The organism is Corallococcus sp. AB032C (assembly GCF_003668935.1).
Taxonomy (GTDB): domain Bacteria; phylum Myxococcota; class Myxococcia; order Myxococcales; family Myxococcaceae; genus Corallococcus; species Corallococcus exiguus.
The window spans coordinates 96,566-114,506 of sequence record NZ_RAWP01000021.1; the positions used below are offsets into that span (position 1 = coordinate 96,566).

General features: G+C 66.3%; 20 protein-coding genes. 8 read left to right on the forward strand and 12 right to left on the reverse strand.

What is annotated here, in order from left to right:
• Positions 1-8 precede the first annotated feature (8 nt).
• The 3 genes from D7X99_RS12315 to D7X99_RS12325 form a co-directional block, all read right to left on the reverse strand.
• Positions 9-299, reverse strand: a complete 291-nt coding sequence (locus D7X99_RS12315; RefSeq protein WP_121777961.1) for a hypothetical protein — start codon at positions 297-299, stop codon at positions 9-11.
• A gap of 93 nt (positions 300-392) precedes the next feature.
• Complete coding sequence (locus D7X99_RS12320; protein WP_121777962.1) at positions 393-749, reverse strand: hypothetical protein; 357 nt, start codon at positions 747-749, stop codon at positions 393-395.
• An 11-nt stretch (positions 750-760) separates the two neighbouring features.
• Complete coding sequence (locus D7X99_RS12325) at positions 761-1,282, reverse strand: hypothetical protein (RefSeq protein ID WP_121777963.1); 522 nt, start codon at positions 1,280-1,282, stop codon at positions 761-763.
• A 125-nt stretch (positions 1,283-1,407) separates the two neighbouring features.
• On the opposite strand from D7X99_RS12325, the gene D7X99_RS12330 reads away from it, so the two are divergent.
• The 6 genes from D7X99_RS12330 to D7X99_RS12360 all read left to right on the forward strand — a co-directional run bounded on the left by D7X99_RS12330 (position 1,408) and on the right by D7X99_RS12360 (position 7,865).
• A complete protein-coding gene (locus D7X99_RS12330; protein WP_233613321.1) occupies positions 1,408-2,523 on the forward strand; it encodes a sterol desaturase family protein in 1,116 nt (371 codons plus the stop codon).
• Positions 2,524-2,680: 157 nt separating this feature from the next.
• Entirely contained in the window at positions 2,681-3,832 is a 1,152-nt protein-coding gene (locus D7X99_RS12335) for a TIGR03118 family protein (protein ID WP_121777965.1), read from the forward strand.
• 305 nt (positions 3,833-4,137) lie between these two features.
• Positions 4,138-5,427 (forward strand): M9 family metallopeptidase N-terminal domain-containing protein, encoded by a 1,290-nt coding sequence (locus D7X99_RS44250; protein ID WP_121777984.1) that lies wholly within the window; start codon positions 4,138-4,140, stop codon positions 5,425-5,427.
• A complete protein-coding gene (locus D7X99_RS44255) occupies positions 5,376-6,299 on the forward strand; it encodes a collagenase (RefSeq protein WP_121777966.1) in 924 nt (307 codons plus the stop codon). The genes D7X99_RS44250 and D7X99_RS44255 overlap by 52 nt, the downstream gene beginning before the upstream one ends.
• A gap of 417 nt (positions 6,300-6,716) precedes the next feature.
• The gene (locus D7X99_RS12355) at positions 6,717-6,959 is read left to right on the forward strand and encodes a hypothetical protein (protein WP_121777968.1); all 243 of its coding nucleotides are present in this window, start codon (positions 6,717-6,719) and stop codon (positions 6,957-6,959) included.
• Positions 6,960-6,995: 36 nt separating this feature from the next.
• On the forward strand, positions 6,996-7,865 hold the full coding sequence (locus D7X99_RS12360) for an endonuclease/exonuclease/phosphatase family protein (RefSeq protein ID WP_233613323.1): 870 nt from the start codon (positions 6,996-6,998) through the stop codon (positions 7,863-7,865).
• 22 nt (positions 7,866-7,887) lie between these two features.
• Here the strand turns inward: D7X99_RS12360 and D7X99_RS12365 are convergent, their stop codons facing one another.
• Positions 7,888-8,889: a GlxA family transcriptional regulator gene (locus D7X99_RS12365; protein ID WP_121777985.1), complete on the reverse strand. Its 1,002-nt coding sequence runs from the start codon at positions 8,887-8,889 to the stop codon at positions 7,888-7,890.
• Positions 8,890-8,964: 75 nt separating this feature from the next.
• On the opposite strand from D7X99_RS12365, the gene D7X99_RS12370 reads away from it, so the two are divergent.
• A complete protein-coding gene (locus tag D7X99_RS12370; protein ID WP_121777970.1) occupies positions 8,965-9,810 on the forward strand; it encodes a dienelactone hydrolase family protein in 846 nt (281 codons plus the stop codon).
• Positions 9,811-9,833: 23 nt separating this feature from the next.
• Here D7X99_RS12370 and D7X99_RS12375 read toward each other — a convergent pair whose 3' ends face one another.
• The 5 genes from D7X99_RS12375 to D7X99_RS12395 all read right to left on the reverse strand — a co-directional run bounded on the left by D7X99_RS12375 (position 9,834) and on the right by D7X99_RS12395 (position 15,744).
• Entirely contained in the window at positions 9,834-10,463 is a 630-nt protein-coding gene (locus D7X99_RS12375) for a hypothetical protein (RefSeq protein WP_233613318.1), read from the reverse strand.
• 438 nt (positions 10,464-10,901) lie between these two features.
• Positions 10,902-11,666 carry a hypothetical protein gene (locus tag D7X99_RS12380; RefSeq protein ID WP_121751844.1) on the reverse strand — a complete coding sequence of 255 codons (765 nt, stop codon included), beginning with the start codon at positions 11,664-11,666 and terminating at the stop codon, positions 10,902-10,904.
• 348 nt (positions 11,667-12,014) lie between these two features.
• Positions 12,015-12,386, reverse strand: coding sequence for a hypothetical protein (locus D7X99_RS12385; RefSeq protein WP_121777973.1), 372 nt, complete (start codon positions 12,384-12,386; stop codon positions 12,015-12,017).
• A gap of 522 nt (positions 12,387-12,908) precedes the next feature.
• Positions 12,909-14,549 (reverse strand): hypothetical protein, encoded by a 1,641-nt coding sequence (locus tag D7X99_RS12390; protein ID WP_147476137.1) that lies wholly within the window; start codon positions 14,547-14,549, stop codon positions 12,909-12,911.
• 343 nt (positions 14,550-14,892) lie between these two features.
• On the reverse strand, positions 14,893-15,744 hold the full coding sequence (locus D7X99_RS12395) for a hypothetical protein (RefSeq protein ID WP_147476138.1): 852 nt from the start codon (positions 15,742-15,744) through the stop codon (positions 14,893-14,895).
• A 390-nt stretch (positions 15,745-16,134) separates the two neighbouring features.
• On the opposite strand from D7X99_RS12395, the gene D7X99_RS12400 reads away from it, so the two are divergent.
• Positions 16,135-16,926, forward strand: coding sequence for a phage antirepressor KilAC domain-containing protein (locus D7X99_RS12400; RefSeq protein ID WP_121777976.1), 792 nt, complete (start codon positions 16,135-16,137; stop codon positions 16,924-16,926).
• Between the two features lie 61 nt (positions 16,927-16,987).
• Here D7X99_RS12400 and D7X99_RS12405 read toward each other — a convergent pair whose 3' ends face one another.
• From D7X99_RS12405 to D7X99_RS43655, 3 genes are all read right to left on the reverse strand, one after another.
• On the reverse strand, positions 16,988-17,197 hold the full coding sequence (locus D7X99_RS12405) for a hypothetical protein (protein ID WP_121777977.1): 210 nt from the start codon (positions 17,195-17,197) through the stop codon (positions 16,988-16,990).
• Between the two features lie 86 nt (positions 17,198-17,283).
• On the reverse strand, positions 17,284-17,535 hold the full coding sequence (locus D7X99_RS12410; protein WP_121777978.1) for a hypothetical protein: 252 nt from the start codon (positions 17,533-17,535) through the stop codon (positions 17,284-17,286).
• Positions 17,536-17,623: 88 nt separating this feature from the next.
• Positions 17,624-17,941 (reverse strand): hypothetical protein (locus tag D7X99_RS43655; protein WP_216671865.1); only part of this gene is annotated, 318 nt, incomplete at its 5' end.

Sequence of the window (17,941 nt, forward strand, 5' to 3'; positions counted from 1 at the left end):
CATGAGCCTCAGGGGCAATGCGTGCAGTAGAAGTAGTCGGTATGGACGGGGTAGGCGCTCTCCACGCCCCAGCAGGTGGGATTGCAGGACGCATCCAGCTCACACTCACCGACCTGCCCATCCGCTTGCATGGGGAGTGAGGTCCAATAGGTGGTGAGCCTGGGGACGTAATGCTGGGTACAGGCGCTCGCCGTCACGGAGCCTCGGACCTCGTTCCCGGTGCCTTCCAGGCTGGAATCGCCTCCGCACGCAACCAGACCCGACGCCAGGAACGCAGCCACTGCCAGGAATTGCTTCATGGGCCCTCACCTCGTGAAAGGAGTTCTGGATGAATCTCGCACGTTCGTTCATCCCAACTCCAGCCAGGAACTCCGCTGGCTGACCGCCAGCGTTCAAAGCGCCAACAGCACATCCACTTGCGCCTGGAGCGTCCGGGCCTCTTCGGACTTGCCGAGCCGGGTGTAGAGCGCCACCGCGTCGCGACGCTCCTGGATTTCACGCTGGACGAGCGCATCCACCGCCTCCGGCGACAACAGCAACCGGGGCACCTCTCCACTGCCGAGTCCCTTCACGCCGCCGGCGATGCCGCCATCGACCGGGGCAGGCGCGACACTCACGTCGGGCGCCTCGGCATTGTCGATGGCGGCGAGCGTTTCCCGAAGCACCGCCGAAGCGGGAGCATTTCGGGTGCGCAGGGCTTCTTTCAGCGAGGCCCGCAGCGTCGCCTTCCATTCATCCACGGTTTTCATGAGTCGAGGTCCTACGACGTCTGCAAGAAGAGGGTGGCATAGCTGCCGCTGCAATCCAGCGCATACAACTGCTCGTTGCCGGTCGACAGTATCATGCAGGCGCGGCTCGGGACTCCCAGACGCTTCCGCCCAGAGAAGATGTTGTTCCCCGCCACTCCCTTGGCGAAGCGTCCGAAGAGCGTCTTCCAGCCTTTCTCGGGCACGAACGGATCCAGCTCGATACCGCGGAGTGAGCGACCTCGATGAGATTCATGGACAATCACCGAGGCCACGAAATGCGCGAAGCATTGAAAGCGTTCCACCGCGTATGCGTCGATGGAAAACGAGGCATCACCATACAGGGTGATTCCCGCCTGCATCGCCTCTGACAGGGACATGTGGCTGTTCTCCTGCCTGATTCCGTGGAGGTCCGGAATGCGGGCTTGGACTCCGGCGCCCTGCGACTGCCAATCAACGCTGACGGCACCCAGATCCGTGATGTTCATCTCGGGCGAAAGGAACCTGTTCACTTCGTCCCGCAGCTTGACGTCCATGCCACCCCTCTTGACGCATTGGGATGCGAACAGCAACGCGCGAGTCCTCCGGGGGGCCTGCGCCGTCATCCGGGTGGTGTAGGCTCATGCCTCGCCGCACTCCTTCTGGATGGTCTTCCTTGGAAATGCTTCTTGCTCCCGCCCGGCGCATCGACCTGGGCAAGCGCGCCGGTGTCACCGGCGGTTTGTTGGGCGTGCTCTGCGTGGTCGCGGAGTTCTGCTTCCTGTTCCCCCACGTGCTCGTGTCCAACGATGGCCGGGCCTTCTACGTGGAGCACCTGGAGGTCTTCCGGGGCATCCTCCAGGTGTCCATCATCGCCACCTTCCTGCTGGGCACCTTCAGCGTGATGACCCTGCGCTCCAAGGCGCACGGCGGCATCGCCATGATGCTGGCGTTGGTGGCGTTGCTTCTGGGAGGCAGCGAGGCGGAGCCCCTCACGCACACGCCGCGCGCGATGAGCGCGGGCCTGGACTTCTTCGCGTTGGACCTGCTGGTGCTCGGGCTGGTGTTCATCCCCATGGAGCGGCTGTGGGGGCTGAACGAACAGAAGATCTTCCGCGCCGGCTGGCAAACCGACCTCAAGCACTTCTTCGTCAGCCACGTGGGCGTGCAGCTCATCTCCTTCGCGGTGCTCATCCCCGTGCAGGTGTTCCTGTCCTGGGCCGTGAAGCTCGACTTCCAGGCGTACGTGGCCGCTCAGCCCATCTGGTTGCAGTTCTTCGAAATCCTGCTGGTCATCGACCTGGTGAGCTACTGGGTGCACCGGGCCTTCCACACCGTTGGGTGGATGTGGAGCTTCCACGCCATCCACCACTCGACGCTGCAGATGGACTGGCTGGCCAGCTCGCGCAGCCACCTGGTGGACATCCTGGTCAACCGCTTCGCGGGCTTCGTGCCGGTGTTCCTGCTGGGCTTCCACCCGTCCGCCATCTACGGCTACCTCGTCTTCGTGTCCTTCCACGCCGTGTACATCCACGCCAACGTCAACCACCGCTGGCCATACCTGCGCTGGATCTTCGCGACGCCGGAGTTCCACCACTGGCACCACACGTCCGATGACGAAGGCATCGACAAGAACTTCGCCGTCTTCCTGTCGTTCATCGACGTCATCTTCGGCACCGCCCACATGCCCACCCACTGGCCCTCGAAGTACGGGACCACGAAGTTCCAGCCGCCGGAGACCTACCTGGGCCAGCTGGCGTACCCGTTCAAGCGCCATGAAGAGACGCCCTACGGGTAGCGCCCGGCCCGGGGTCGGATGACGCGTTGGAAGCCGGGCAATAAGCACTGGCAGTCATTTCCCTGCGCAAAAGGGCCAATTGCGGTGGAGTGCCCCTCTTCTCAGGTTTCAGCCAGACGAGAAGGTCACAGCAGCGCGATAGCTCAAGGGGGGAATCATGAAGACAACGTCGATTCGCGAACTGGGGCGGCGGTGTGGGGGATATGTGCTTGGATTGTCGCTTGCCGTGGTGGCGCTGCCTGGAGCGGCCATCGCCCAGGCACCGGGCGGGCTTCCCAACACGTACACCCAGCGGAACCTTGTCTCCGATGGCAGCGTGGCCGCGGAGCATCCGGATCCCCATCTGATCAACAGCTGGGGGCTTGCCTTCAACCCGTTCGGCGCCGCCTGGGTCGCCGACAACGGGACGGGGGTGTCAACCCTCTATGATGGCGATGGGAACGCGCAGTCGCTCGTGGTCACCATCCCGGTGCCCACGGGAGCCACGGCTCCGTCGAGCCCCACGGGCGTCGTCTTCAACGGCTCCGAGGGCTTCGTGGTCACCTCGGGAAGCGCCAGTGGGGCTGCTCGCTTCATCTTCGTGACGGAGCAGGGCGTCGTGGCTGGCTGGTCTCCGCTGGCGGCCCCAGCCAATGCCATCCTCACGGTGGACAACTCTGGCAGCAACGCGATCTACAAGGGCGTCGCCCTGGCGAACAATGGCACCGCCGCCTATCTCTACGCGACCGACTTCCACAACGGAAAGGTGGATGTCTTCGACAGCAATTTCGCGCCCGCAACGCTGAGCGGGAACTTCACGGACCCGAACCTGCCTGCCGGCTTCGCGCCGTTCGGCATCCAGAACATCAACGGCGACCTCTACGTGAGCTATGCGCAGCAGGACGATGACCGCAAGGACGACGTGCACGGCGCGGGCCTGGGCTACGTCAACGTCTTCGATTCAAACGGGAACCTGATCCGCCGACTCATCTCCGCGGGCAGCCTGAACGCGCCGTGGGGCATGGCCGTGGCGCCGGCCAGCTTCGGGCGGTTCGCCGGGCGCCTGCTGGTGGGTAACTTTGGCGACGGCACCATCAACGCCTTCGACACCGTGACGGGCACCCTGGATGCCCAGCTCCAGGGAACCAACGGGCAGCCGATCGTCATCGACGGCCTCTGGGCGCTCGCGTTCGGCAACGGCCTCATGAACCAGCCCACCCGCACGCTGTTCTTCACCGCGGGACCGGCGGAGGAGAGCCAGGGCCTGTACGGCCGGCTGGACGTGGCCACCCCGGGCGCGACCCGCGTCCCTTCCCGTCCCACGCGCTGAGCCGCGCGCGGTCGAAACAGGGAACATTCCAGGGATGCGCCCGGGGAAGCCTGCCCCGGGCGCGTCCCCTTTTTCTTTCGCATCAACGGGGCCCCCATCCCTCGAATGCGTCAGGCCTGTCAGACCTGGCTGCCAATTCAACTTCAACACGAATCAACCCAAGCCAAAATCCCCCACCCGGAGCATGAGTGCATGCGTTGTCCTGCCACGGATTGGTATCGCTGGAACTTCGCGAGTCCTCCTGGGGGGTCCACGGGCTGGAACATCCCCATCAACGCATCCAGCCCGACGAGCGCGAGCCGGAGATGGCCCCAGAGCGACTGCGACAGAAGCACGCTCCTGTCCTCCGGTCGCAGACCCTGGTGGCCTGTGAGCCGGCTGCCTTCGCGTCCGCCAGCGGCCTGGAGCTTGTCTCACGGGTGAAGGGCTCCACGGAGGACTGCCTCAACTCGCTGTTCTATGCAACGGCCCCCCAGTCCGGGCAGATCTTCATCGAGAGCAAGATGGTCACCATCGCCAACGCGCTCGCCGTCAGCGCCCAGCAGTACGCGGGCAACAACTCCGCGCAGACACTCCAGCTCATCCTGTTCCTGCGCGCTGGCTACTACGTCCAGTTCTACCAGTCAGGCACGGTGGGCAGCTACGGCGCCTCGCTGCGCGACGCCATCCGCCCGGCCCTCGCGGCCTTCGTCGCCAATACCCATTTCACGGACGTCAACGACGCACACGGCGCGGTGCTGCGGGAGTTCGTCATCCTCATCGACAGCGCGGTGGAGGCAGCCCAGCACCTGGGCACGCTACGGGGCCTGCTGGACCGCTTCAATGCCTCCACCGAGGCGTCCTATTACATGAGCGGCGCCACCAACAGCGTCTACCAGGTCCTCTACCGGAGCCATTCCAACGCGGACTTCCTGGCGGCCGTGCAGGCGGACACGTCCATCCTCCAGTCGCTCGAGTCCTTCATCACCCGCACCGAACACCTGCTGGGCGCCTCCAACCAGTACCTCACCGTCAACGCGGCGCGCGAGCTGGCCCGCTTCCTCAGACACACCGGACCGCTCCAGACCCTGACGCGCCCCAAGGTGAAGGCGGTCATCGACAACCACTCGATGACAGGTCCCTCGGCGGGCCTCTGGGTGGGCGCGGCGGAGATGGTCGACTTCTACGACAAAGCCAATTGCGCGTACTACGGCACCTGCGACTTCCGCCGGACGGTGGAACAGACGGTGCTCGGCATCACCCACACCTGTGGAGCCACCCTGCGCATGCGCGCGCAGCACATGACGGCGACACAGCTCACGCGGAGCTGCGACCAGCTCGCCACGCAGGAGACGTACTTCCACGACACGCCGAAGACGAACCGCGTGCCCGTGGCCAGCGACAACAACACGTCCCTGGAGGTGATCATCTTCGACAGCAGCATCGACTATCAGAACTACGCTGGCGCGCTGTTTGGCATCAATACCAACAATGGCGGCATGTACCTGGAAGGGGACCCCGCCCTGATGCATCCCCTCATTTCTGATTCCCCCTCGGAGCTCGCTTGGTCGGCTGCCCGTGCGTTCTCCGAGGGGAAGTTTCAAATGAGGGGATAGCTCAGGACCCCGCCGCCTCCGGCAACCAGGCCCGCTTCATCTCCTACGAGGCGGAGTGGCTGCGGCCCACCTTCGAAGTCTGGAACCTGCGCCACGAATACGTCCATTACCTGGATGGCCGCTACAACATGAAGGGTGACTTCAACACGAGCACCAGCCAGCCCACCGTCTGGTGGATCGAGGGCCTGGCCGAATACATCTCCAAGAAGAACGACAACGCCAGCGCGGTGACGCTGGGCAAGAGCAAGGCCTTCCAGCTCAGCGAGGTCCTGCGCAACAACTACAGCAACAGCGCCGACCGCGTGTACTCGTGGGGCTATCTTTCCACGCGGTTCATGTTCGAGCGGAACGCGGACCAGGTGGACACCTTCCTCGCACAGTTCCGCGCGGGCAATTACACCCCCTATCGCCAGTCCCTGGATGCGCTGGGCACGGCGAACGACACGGAGTTCCACCAGTGGATTGACTGCGTTTCGAGGGCCGCGGACCCGAGTGTCTGCGTGCCCCCTGGCTCCGGCCCCGGGCCGACTCCTGCCTGCACGGCGTCCAACCCCCAGCAGCTCGACAATGACTGCTACCGGGGCCCGCTGGCCTCCACCGGCACGCTGCTCTACTTCTATCTCTATGTGCCTCCCGGCGCGCGCAACCTGCGCTTCGTGGCAAGCGGCGGCACGGGCAACGCGGACCTGTATGTCCGCTGCGGCACCTGGCCCTCGCAGACCGTGTATGACTACCGGCCCTATCTCCCAGGCAATGACGAGACGGTGGAAGTCCCCTCCCCCACCACTGGCGCCTACTACTACCTCATGCTCGTGGCCCGCACGCCCTACTCGGACGTGAAGCTGGAGGCCCACTTCGACAGGGCGCCCTGACGCGACCGGGCGGGCTCCCGGTTGGACTCAAGGCCACCCGGGAGCCATCCACGGGGTGAGCCGTTGCGCGAGGGCGTAATCTGAACGCCATGAATCGATTGAGGAGTGCCACCCTTGCGCTCGTCTTCCTCGGCTGCGGCTGCGCCGCCGACGATGCACCCCCTGAAGACGAAGTCCTGGCGAGCGCTGAGTTCGCCGTTACAGCCGAGACGCCGTACACGCTCGCCGCCTCGACGACCCCGCTCGTGAGATGCAAGGCCTATGGCTTCTTGAAGTATTGACCGCGCGGAGCCCCATCCTCCCGCGCGTGACGCATTCCGTCTGAAGGCCCGCTCTCTTCGCGTTTTACGCGGTTGCCTAGAACATCTTGAGATGCGAGCATTGGTGAAACATCCGTAGTACGTCGGAGGTTTCGCCATGAAGTTGTCGAAGCAGCCCCTGCTCGTCGCGGCGGTGTTTCTTCTCTCGGCGAGCAGTGGCTTCGCGCTGTCCTTCCAGGGCATGGGGCCCGTGTCCCAGGCGCCCCGGTTCTGCACCAACTCCCTTCAGTGTGAAAACCCGTGGTCGCCAGACGGCGAATGCTGCGCCGTCCAGCCCCTGGACCCCAACATGGGCATCTGCGCCCCGCGCCAGGCCGGGCTGCCCTGCCTTGACGTCTGAACCCGCACATTCCCAGGAGGAGTCCACGTGAAGCAGATGCTGATGGGATTGTTGTGTGCCCCCTTCGTCGCGCTGGCGAGCGAGGCTTCGGCCCCGGCCGAGTCCCGCGAGGCGCAGGAGTCGGCTGCGTTGGTCAACCCCGGCTACATCGTCGCGATCAGCCACAACATCGCGGGAGAGCTCGCCTACGGGGGAGGCACGGGCGCCATCGACCTGGTGAACTCCTTGATGGGCGGCGCCAATCAACCCGACGTGGTCGCCCTCCAGGAGGTCTGCCAGACGCAGGCAAGTGCGTTCTGGAACGCCAACCATCCCCGGGGCTATTGGGCCGCGTTCTACCCCACCAAGTACAAGGCGGCTTGTGGGGACGCTGGCGGGGCGCTCAACCACGGCAACCTGATCGCCGTGCGGACGGAGTACGGCCCCTCCGTGCAATACAACCTCGACCTCCCCGGGAACTCAGGCCACGGGATGATCTGCATCGACTTCACGAAGCAGGGCCGGGCCTTCCGGGCTTGCAGCACCCATCTCATCGCTGGCTCGGGCCCGGACGACAACACGCGGCTGGCTCAAGCCAATACAATCCGCTCCTGGGCGACCAGCTGGATGAACTCGGGTTACCGGGTCATCGTCGGCGGAGACTTCAACGCGGCGCCCAGCTCGCCCGTCATCCAGACGTTGAACCACCTGGGCAACGGTGACCCGTTCATCGACGCGGACTTCAAGGCGCCCCGCGAGACCAAACGTCAGTACAGCCCGGCCTGCAACCAGCCGTGGAACTCGAAGCTCGACTACGTGTTCTTCTCGTACAACTGGACGGGGAGGAACAACATCGAGGCCACCCTGCGCGGAGAGACGTGCTCCGATCACCGCGCGCTCATGGGCACGGCCAAGGTGACGAACTGAGCCGGGTTCACTGGCTCGGAACTCATCCCTGACGGGAGCCCCTCGGCCGTCTGCCCCGGGGGCTCTCGCCGGCGTACCGCCGGTACACGCGTCGAAAGGCAGCCGCGTCGGCGTAGCCCACCCGGGCGGCGACATCATCGACCGAGTCCCGGGTCGTCTCCAGGAGGTGGGAGGCATGCGCCACGCGGACCCGCTGAACGAACTCGAGCGGCGTCATGCCCAGGCCGGCCTGGACCCGCCGCGCGAGCGTGCGCGGTGACGTGGCGGCGGCGCGTGCGAGTTCCGCCAGCGTCAACTGCCGGCCGAGGTTCGCGGTGATGAACCGTTCGACCGAGCGCAGCACCGGGTCCGAGACGCGCAGATGCTCCATCACCATGTATCGGGCCTGCGAAACGCGCTCGTCGAGCACGAGGTAGCGAGCCACCAGGTGCGCCAGTGACGGGCTGGCGACGCGCGCGACGATGGCCAGCATCAAGTCGGCGTGCGCGAAGGCCGATCCCGCGGTGAGGACCCCGTCACTCTCGATGACCATCCGGTCCGCGCGGACAGTGACCTGGGGGAAGCGGCGCACGAACGCGGGCACCAGCCACCAGGTCGTCGTCGCGTCCCGTCCCGCGAGGAGCCCCGCCGCCGCCAGGACGAAGGTCGCCGAGCACGAAGCAGCGACCATCGCCCCCTTCGCCGCCGCTCGCGCGAGCAGCTCCATGCCGCGCGCGGTGTCGGCGCGGGAGAGCAACTGTTCGACGGCGCGCTCGCTGGCCGCGGAGAGTCCGGGCACCAGCAGCACATCTCCCGCCTTCACGCTTCGCAGGCTGAGCGCGCCGTCCACGCAGACGGAGCGCCCCGTGCCGGAGCGGACCGGGCGGCCGTCCAGCGACACCACACGTTGACGCAGTGGGTTCGCTCCGCGTGGAGCGCTTGGGACAAGGCCTGACTCCAGCAGGCGCGTGGCCGTGTTGATCACGTCGAGGCCGACACCCAGCGGGCCCTCGGCCACGCCATCCAGCACGACATGCAGGATCATGTCTGGCAAGGGTAGACCGAAAGCTGTCAACGTCGCCACTGGCTCGCAAGGGAGGGGCTCCCGCATCGTCCGGGCATGACTCCTTCCCCCCCCGAGCCCACCGCCGACGATCCCCTGGATGACTTCGAGCGGCGCGCCATCACGCTTCAGTCGACTCCGCGCGCCGTCAACGTCGCCGGTCGAGGTCCCGCGGTCATCGTCATGGCCGAGATGCCTGGCATCAGCCCTCACGTCGCGCGCTTCGCACGCTGGGTCCGGGATGCTGGCTTCACGGTCTACATGCCGTCGTTGTTCGGGAGGGATGGAGCCTATCCGCAGGCGGAGGCGGGGCTCGCCGTGATGAAGAAGGCCTGCGTGAGCGCGGAGTTCCGCGCGTTCGCTGCGAATGCGTCCAGCCCTGTGACGCAGTGGCTGCGTGCGCTCGCGAGCCTCGCGCACCAGGAATGTGGAGGCCCCGGCGTCGGCGCCATCGGCATGTGCTTCACCGGCAACTTCGCGCTCGGCATGATGCTCGATCCCGCGGTGCTGGCGCCCGTCCTGTGCCAGCCCTCACTGCCGCTCGAACATCCGGAAGCGATTCAAATCGCCCCCGAGGAAGCCGCGGCCGTGAAGGAGCGACTCGAGCGTGAAGACCTGACGGTGCTCGCGTACCGCTTCGACGGCGATCGCTTCTGCACGGCGCAGCGCTTCGCCGCCTACGCCGAAGCGCTGGGGCCCCGCTTCCACCCCAGGGTTCTGCCCTCGTCAGCCGCGAACCCCAGGCCCCCACCCTTCTTCGAACGGATCGTCGGCGGTGCGCACAGCGTCGTGACCGCGCACCTCATCGACGCGGCCGGAGAGCCGACCCTCGCGGCGCGAGACGAGATCCTGTCCTTCTTCGCGCGGAGGCTTCGCCGCTTTCGTGAAACAGGGGGGCGATGACCGCCCCCCTTAAAAGCTTGTCGCTACCAGATGCAGCTGAGGAATCCGCCGGGGGTGAACACCGGAATGGAGCTCAGCGCGCCATCCGGAACCTCACCGTGCGCGGTGGCGGCCACGGGTGACCGATACATACCGGGGAGAGAGGAGTTGATATACCCCAGACTATACACGGTGCTGCTCGAGCGCTCGCGCAAGAGAGCGCCGCACCAGGGCTCGTGCGTGTTGTTGGCAAGCGTTCCCAAGGGGACGATCTTCACGCTGGACGCGCCCCCGTAGTAGGCGAGGTCCGATGCATTGGTGATGGGGTACTTGGCGCCCGCGATCCAGAGATAGACCTGGCTCCCCGTGCGCTCCTGGACCAGGACCTTGTAGGAGTAGTTGAAGAACGTATCACTCCAGCCGGCGTTCGGGATGTTGTTGATGGTCCTCCAGTCATCCCAGTAGTCCAACTCCGTGGGACTCGGAATCCACCAGAACATCTCTCCCACCACGACATAAATCGCAGAGAAGCCAATCTGGCGGAGCAGCGTGCCCTCCTGGGGAATCTCCGCATAGGAATCGATGGTGGCCTGGGACAGCACCACCGTGCTGGCGGAGGAATAATTGCTCCACTGCGCGGGAGGGATGAAGAACCGCGCGCCACCCGCCACCACGTATCGGTTTGTCGTGTCCGTGCTGAGGAGAACGTAACCGTCCGGGATGGGCGCGTAGCCAGCGAGGGCCTGAGCACCAAAGAGACTCAGTCCCAGAGCGAGCCAACGAGGAAACATTGCGAGAAACGAGACAACGCGCACGGATTCATCTCCATTCAAGGGTGGGTGCTGCCGAGCGGACCGGGTATCCGGGGACAAGGCGACTCCGCTGACAGCCACTGGGGGGCGGACAATGATTCGCACTCCCCAGGAACTGACGTCGCCCGGGCCGGTGGCGACGCCTTGAAGGTAGAACAAATCAAACCAACGGAGCAACGATTGCTTGTCTGGTGAACGCTATCGCCAGGATTTGCACCTCTACCAGGAAGCGCATTGCACCAGCATTGGAGAAGTCCAGGGTAGGTACCGGAACCGGGCCCGCCCAAGGCCACTGACTCATCACCCCTCGACGATGAACGTGGTGGAGTCCACTCCGGTGTTGCCCGTGACGGGGTCGTACGCAGTCACCGTGACTTCGTATGCGCCCTGCTGCTGGACGGAGAGCTCTGCCTCGAAGGTGCTGGTCTTCCCTGCGTACTTCAGGGGGAGCTGGGTGAGCGGCTTTCCATTGTGCTTCACCGTGGCCTGCAACTCATACCGAGTGGAATCCCAGAGCCCCTGGGGCTCCGTCGGGCAACCACACATGAGGATGAGGTTGGCGCGAAGAGGCAGGGTGAGCTTCTTGTCTTTCGCGAGCTTGACGAACTCGTGAGCGGATGGCGTCAGCACATCCACCACGAAGCCAGGCAGCTCCAGGATGAGGCCATCGCCCTCGATGTGCTTGCCGGGCAGCAGCCAGAGTTGGGTCGTGCTGGTCGCGAGCGCCTGCCGCTGAGCAAGAGGCCCGGACACCTCCACCGTCACCCACCGCGGCTCGGCGAGGTCCAGGGTGGCCGTGAACTTCGCGGAGGCCTCATCCGCGAGCGGCGCGCCTCGCACCTGTGGCTGCTTCATCAGCGTCTGGGTGTTGCCTGTCGAGCCGGCGGTGACTCCGCTGGCCAGCACCTGGCCGGTCTGACCATCCCGGAGCACCACGCGCACGCCCCCCATGGATGTCCCGATGAACTTGCCGTCCCGGGCGCGAGCCCTCACGACCAACCGGGTCTCCGCCGCAAGGGCTGTCGTGGAGAACAACAGCAAGGTCCAGAGGATGAGGCTTCGCATGACTCGCTCCATATCGAAGAGAAGATCTGAAGCGAAGCCACGTACCACGACGGGCTCACGACTGTCGCACGTGCCCTGTCGACGCCCCTCCCCGCGAAGGCGCGCACTGCTAGGATGTCGCGCCATGAGTAAGAAAGCTGCTTCGAAGTCGGGTGGGGCCATGCCATGGTTGGAGTTGCGCCGAGGGGCGATTTCACCGCTTCGACGCCGCGGTGTCTGCCCAGAATTCGCTCACTGCGTCATGAGTTTGTCGAAGCGAGTGAGCGAGGCGCGCGGAGGGCATCGTCAGCTCGGCGCGTAACGCCGAGGCGACAACGTTCCTGACATGGGGGGATAGCCCGTCCGCCGTCAGTTGCCGCGGTAGGTGGTGTTGAGGATGCCGATGCCGGCGCTTTCCACGTACAGGCTGACGGACGTGCCCTGGGTGGCGGCCTGGGTGGCGCGCTCGAACAGGCCCAGGCGCTCGGCCTCGCTGTACTGATAGCCGGCGGACGAGGCGCCCGAGCCCAGGTAGTAGTAATTGCCGACGAAGCTCCCTGTGCAGTTCGCCCCGGTGTTCACCTGCACGACCACGTAGCCCTGGCCGTAGGTGACATTGGGTTGCCGGGTGTACGTCGCCGCGCAGACGTAGCCATTCACGGTGATGGGGGCCGCCAGGGCCGTGCTGGCAAATCCGACCGACATCATCACCGCCGAAACAACGATGGACGCTCGCTTCATTGTGTTGTCCCCTTATGCCGTTGGCTGAGACCTCCGCGCCCGGGATGGGCGAGGGGCTCCGGAAAGCGTTTCTGCATTTCCGCTCGAAGTAACGTGCGGGACGGTATTTCCTCCTCACCTCTTTTTCGCGTTCGAGGGCCATGACCGCCGTGGGTGAGGACGAGTTGCTGGAGGCGCAAGGCCCAGCACACATCGGCCTGGATTGACATGACGGGTCAGCCTCAGCGGTGTTCTTGCTCGACGCCTCGTCAGTCTGGGCCTCAAGTCCGAGTGCTTCTCGGGAACAACCATCACAACCAGGTCGCGGGCTCTCACGCGAATGAGTCCCTTGCCACACCGGGCGTTCCGACGTGGTTCACCCATGCCCCTGAGTGTGGGCGGTCTCAAACGGTCGTCGCAACGCCGCGCTGCAAGCCCAGGTCAGCAAGCTCACCGGGTCCGTGGACGCGCGCCACCCGCAGTGCCTCACCCGCCACCGCCAGACGGCGCGGTAGCGGGCGGGCCCGCCCGGGACTCCGCGGGCTACGGCGTGGTGAACGCGGCGCTGAACGTGGACGCGCTGGAGCCGGGCAGCCGCTCCATGCTGATGGAGGGCGCACGCCAGGGCTCGAAGCCCGGCGAGCCATCCGCCGTCACACGCAGGAAGTACGTGGAGGCGGGCTCCAGCGCGTTGGGAGGCAGGCGCAGGTACGTCCTGTCGCCGGGCACGTAGAAGCGCTTCGCGGGCGGCGTGACGGAGCTGTCGGTGAGCTTGGTGAGCGTCACGCTGTAGGCCTGGGGCGTGCCCAGGACCGGCTGCCGCCAGCTCACCACCGGCTGGGTGGTGCCCACCGACCGCGACACGTAGGCATCCAGGCCGTCGATGCGCACCTCCCGCGGTGGTGAGATCTTCGGCACGATGGGACCCGCGATGAAGTGCTCCAACCGGTCGACGACGGTGATGGAGCCAGTGGGGTAGTGCCCCCTGGCCCCCACGACGACCGGGGCCCCCGCGCGGAACGTATAGGTCGCGTACCCCAGCACGCCCCACGAGGCGGGATAGGGATTGCCGAAGGCCATCCGGCGCGTGATGACGCCGTTCTCACCGCGCGGCAGGGTCAGGTTGAGCAGCTCTCCCTGGTAGCCCACCCAGCCATCCTCCAGGCCGTGCGGCACGGGCAGCACCTGGAAGATGGGCAGGCTGAGCGTCGAGTCCGGGTTCACGTCCGCGCGCCAGCGGGTGAACTCGGACAGGCGCCACTCCATGGAGAACTCGCTCCGGGGCGTGGGCTGCAGGCTGCTCGTCAGCGACAGGGGCGTGGTGCCATCCGGCGTGAACGCGAAGGACGGCAGGTGCTGGCTGCTCGTCACCGTGGTGTAGGCCATGGGCGCGCCGCTCGGCAGGGTCCCGGACGGCACGGCATTGAGCTGGTTGACGTACACCCGGTCGCCCTTCGCCGGATCCAGGACGGGCAGCGGGTAGCCGGTGAAGCCTGTCAGGAAGGCGTCCGGGTCTTGATGGGACGTGGTGCCGGCCGAGGGCCACGCCGTGAAGTCGAGCGACGCGGCCAGGTCCACGTCGCCGCTGACCACCTGGAAGAGCGTGCCCGGCGAGCTGATGGACTCGTAGTCCTGCCAGGGATCCATCTGGGACAGGTCCGCCGCCACGGGCGTGTAGGTGACCGGCGAATAGACGGCATCCGGACGCCCCACGCGGTTGACGCCCAGGTCGAAGCGCCGCTCCCGGGTCAGGTAGTAGAGGTGGTTGGAGCGGACGAAGAACTCCCCGTCCGGGATGTTCTCGAAGCGCATACCGCCCGGCACGGGCGTGCCCGAGCGCCGGTCGAAGCCCACCCCGCTCGGGTCGGGCACGAGGAGCTCCAGGTCGCGGGTGGACAGGTCCTGGGGAACCACCGTCACGCCGGTGCTCGCATGGAAGCGGGAGTCGGCCGTCACCAGCACGGAGGTGTCGGGTACGCCCGCGTCCGGCTCCACCGACCCCGCGTCGGGTTCGCCACAGCCCGGCAGCAGGTCCCCGTCGCTGACCGTCGCGGTGCCTTCGCGGGGGTCGCTCCACACGACGTCCGGACCCTTCACCTCATCCGAGGGAAGCCCTGCTTCCGCGCAGCCCAGCCAGGCCGCGCAGGAGGGAACGAGCAACAACGACAGACGGCGCAATGACATGACGGTCCCGGGAGGCATGCAATGGATTGACGGCCGGGCCTCAGCCCAGACCCGGCCCCTCTATACGCAGTGGGCGTTTTTCCCTGGCTCATTGAATTTCCCGGGATTTTCCAGCAGCTCCCCGCGCGCTGACCGCGTCCGGATGGACCGCGCTGCGGTGGACGGTGAACGCGGAGAGGAGCCAATCTGGCGTGTGTCTGCTGGAGCTGTATGGCCTCTGCGCCGGCCCGGAGTGCGGCGCATGGGCCCCCGTCAGCGTCCCTCACGTCCCACGCTGCTCCCGCCCGCTACGCCCAAGAGGGCTCCTGTCCTTCCTATGCTCAGCTGATGTCCCCGTTGGCCGCTACGATGGCATTCGTCCGGGAGGAAGCCGTGGCCGGGGTGCCAGGCCGGGCCAGCACGCCGCCCCCCCGGCTCCGCCAACAGCCTCGATGCCCTGCCCCGTGCCCATACCGATGCCGGCCATGCCGTAGCCGTTGGGGGCGCCACCAGTGCCACGCACACCCAGGCCACTGGCCGGGCCGTCCGTGGCGGCCAGTCCGTCACCTGCGCCTGCGCCGGTGGCGATGACGCCCGCGCCGTTGGCGGCCCCGACTGTCGCCTGGATGGTGGCCCCGCGGTCCACTCCCTGAAGGTCACCTTCGGGCTGGCGGTGACGGTGCCTGAGAGCGTGGTGGAGCCGGTGACGGCGCGGGTGCTGCCCAGGGTGGTGGCCCCCGACACCGTGGCCGTGCCGGTGATGACGGTGCCCGCGTCCGCGCCCGTCTGCCAGCGATGCATTTGCGTCGCGTCGACGGCGACGGCCATGACGCCCGCGCTGGGCCAGCCAGTACAGCCCCGTGGCCAGCGCCACGTCGAAGGAGAGTCCCGGTGCGGCCAGCGTGCCGGAGTTGAGCTTCAGCGGGGCCAGCATGGCCCCGCTGCCCGAGCGGCTGAGGCTGTCCGTCAGCTCTGTGGAGATATCCCCCAGGGTGCTGTTGGCCCAGGTGCTGGAGATCGTGGTGCCGGGCACCACCGGGTTGCCTGTGGGCAGCGTGTACGTGCCGGAGGAGTTCCGCGACGCGTCCGCGGGCGGCATGAAGGTGAGGACGAGGCCGAGGGCGGCGCCCACGGCGGCCGCGAAGACGGGGAGCTTGCGCATACCCGGTAGCGTCTGGCCGGGTGTGGACTTCGTATACTTCGGAGAGTCGCTCACTCCCCGAGAGTCATGGCCCCCGTGGACAAGGTTCAGACTGGGGCCCGGACGGGGCGCGGAGGAGGCTCGCGCGCACCCAAAGGGTCAACGCGGGCGCGGGACAGAGTGCGGACGATGGGGGGCGCCCATGTCCCGAAAGGCAGACCCCCGCCCGCCGACAAGATTCAGGTAGAGCGCCACGGAAAGCTCGGCCCGCAACAAGTAAGCCTGCAATTTCAAGAACTTGCGAAGCCGAATAACAGACTGCCTGGGTTTACTTTCGCCATGTCTGGGGTATTGACATGTCCCCCTGAGTCGTTATACGCTACCGAGCACGAACGCCTACTTGTCGACACTCCGACGCTCGGATAGAGTTTTCCTGCGCCTAACCCAGGCCACAGGAGGCAGCACATGGCGTGTCCCCCTACCAGCATCGCGAAGGTGTTCGAGTTCGAGTCCCACCGGGTCCGCACCGTCATCGGCCCGGACGGCGAACCGTGGTTCGTCGCGAAGGACGTGGCGGAGGCGCTGGAGTACCGGATGGCCAGCGACCTGACGCGGATGCTCGCGGAAGATGAGCAGGGTACGCACGTCGTGCGTACCCTTGGAGGCGAGCAAGAGATGACGGCGGTGAGCGAGCCCGGCGTGTATCGCGCCATCTTCGCCGCCAAGCCCAAGAGCGAGGACAAGGCGGAGAAGGTCGAACGGTTCCGCCGATGGGTGACGCACGAGGTACTACCGGCCATCCGCAAGACGGGCTCCTACGCCTGGCGCGGCCCCACTGCTCTTGCGGAGGAGGAGCCGCTGCTCGGAATGGCGAAGAGGTTCCTCGACACCAGAGAGTCGTGGAGGCTGAAGGATGCGGCCCGACTCCTGCGCCTCCCGGAACGGAAATTCTTCGCCTGGCTCCCGCGCGACAAGGTCGTGTTCCGTGAGTTCAAGGGCGGACCGTGGGTGCCGTACGCGCCCTTCCGCGAGAAGGGGCTGCTCGTTTTTGTCCCGCGCGTCACGGCGCCGAGGTGCCCCCGCCAACAGCCCAGGGCGTACGGCCAGACGCGGGTGACAGCCGCAGGCTTCGAGTGGCTGTCTAGGCAATACGGCCACCTCGCAGCGCCGATTCGTGCACAGGGGGAGTTGTTCGGGTCGATGGTCGGCTTGGCTCGCCGTCCGACCCACCACTCCACCCTGCGCGCCTCCACGTGAGGCGCGTCTTCCGGCCGCCCGCTCCCCGCCAGGAGCGGACTCTCGGCGCGTCAGCTTCCCGTCAGTCCTCTTCGTCCTCGCCGAGCAGTTCGTCGTAGCCCAGCTTCTTCAGGATGCCACGAGAGAGCGTGACGGGGTCGGGCGTGGTTCCCAGGCACTGACGTCGCAGCTCACGCCTGAAGTCGCGCCTCGTTTCCTCCTTCAGGTGGATGGACACGAGCGTCTTGAGAATCACCTTCGTCTCGTCGGTCGTCAGCATGTCGATGGGCATGCGGCAAGCCTACGACCGGGCTCTCTGCCCGGCCATTTCCTATCACAGCCCCTGCCCCACGAGAGGCGCTGGACGATGCGGAGGTGCTAGTCCTCGCCCTCGGCCAGCTTCACGTAGAAGTTGAAGAGGCGCTCGGAGAGGCGCACGAGTTCCTCATCGGACATCGCGTTGAGCGTTGCCGCGATGGACCCCTCGCCGTTCTTGCCCGCGATGCGGTTCGCATCCCGATTAATGGCGTGCGCTTCCGGCCAGACGTCCGGCGGATAGTTCCGCTCCTCGTCCGCGAGGCCGAACTCCAGGACGGCGACACGAAGGCGTTCGCGAAGCGGTGCGTCCATCGTCGCAAGGAGTTCAACGGCATACCGCGTCTTCGAAAGACCATGAGCGTGCAAGGGATTGAAGGTCATGCACGCACTATAGCCCGCCCTACCGCCTCTTCTTCTCCCGGGCGGCGACGGATTCCGCCATAAGTGCCGCCACCAGCTCGTCGGCATGCATCGACGTGCCTTCGGCCAGCAGCGTCGCCACGTGCTTCTGCCCCCTCAAGCAGGGGCGGAGCCGGGGCTGGAGGAGGAGAGCCCCGCCTTTGCCGCGACGGTAGAGGAGCCGAGGAAGGAGTGAGCCTGGCCCGGTTCCGTGGACACCCGAGATGTGATGGAAGGAGCACGGGATGTCCGCGACTGACGAAAAGCAGAGGAAGCCCCGCAGGCCGCGCCGGGAGTTCACGGCGGAGTACAAGGCCGG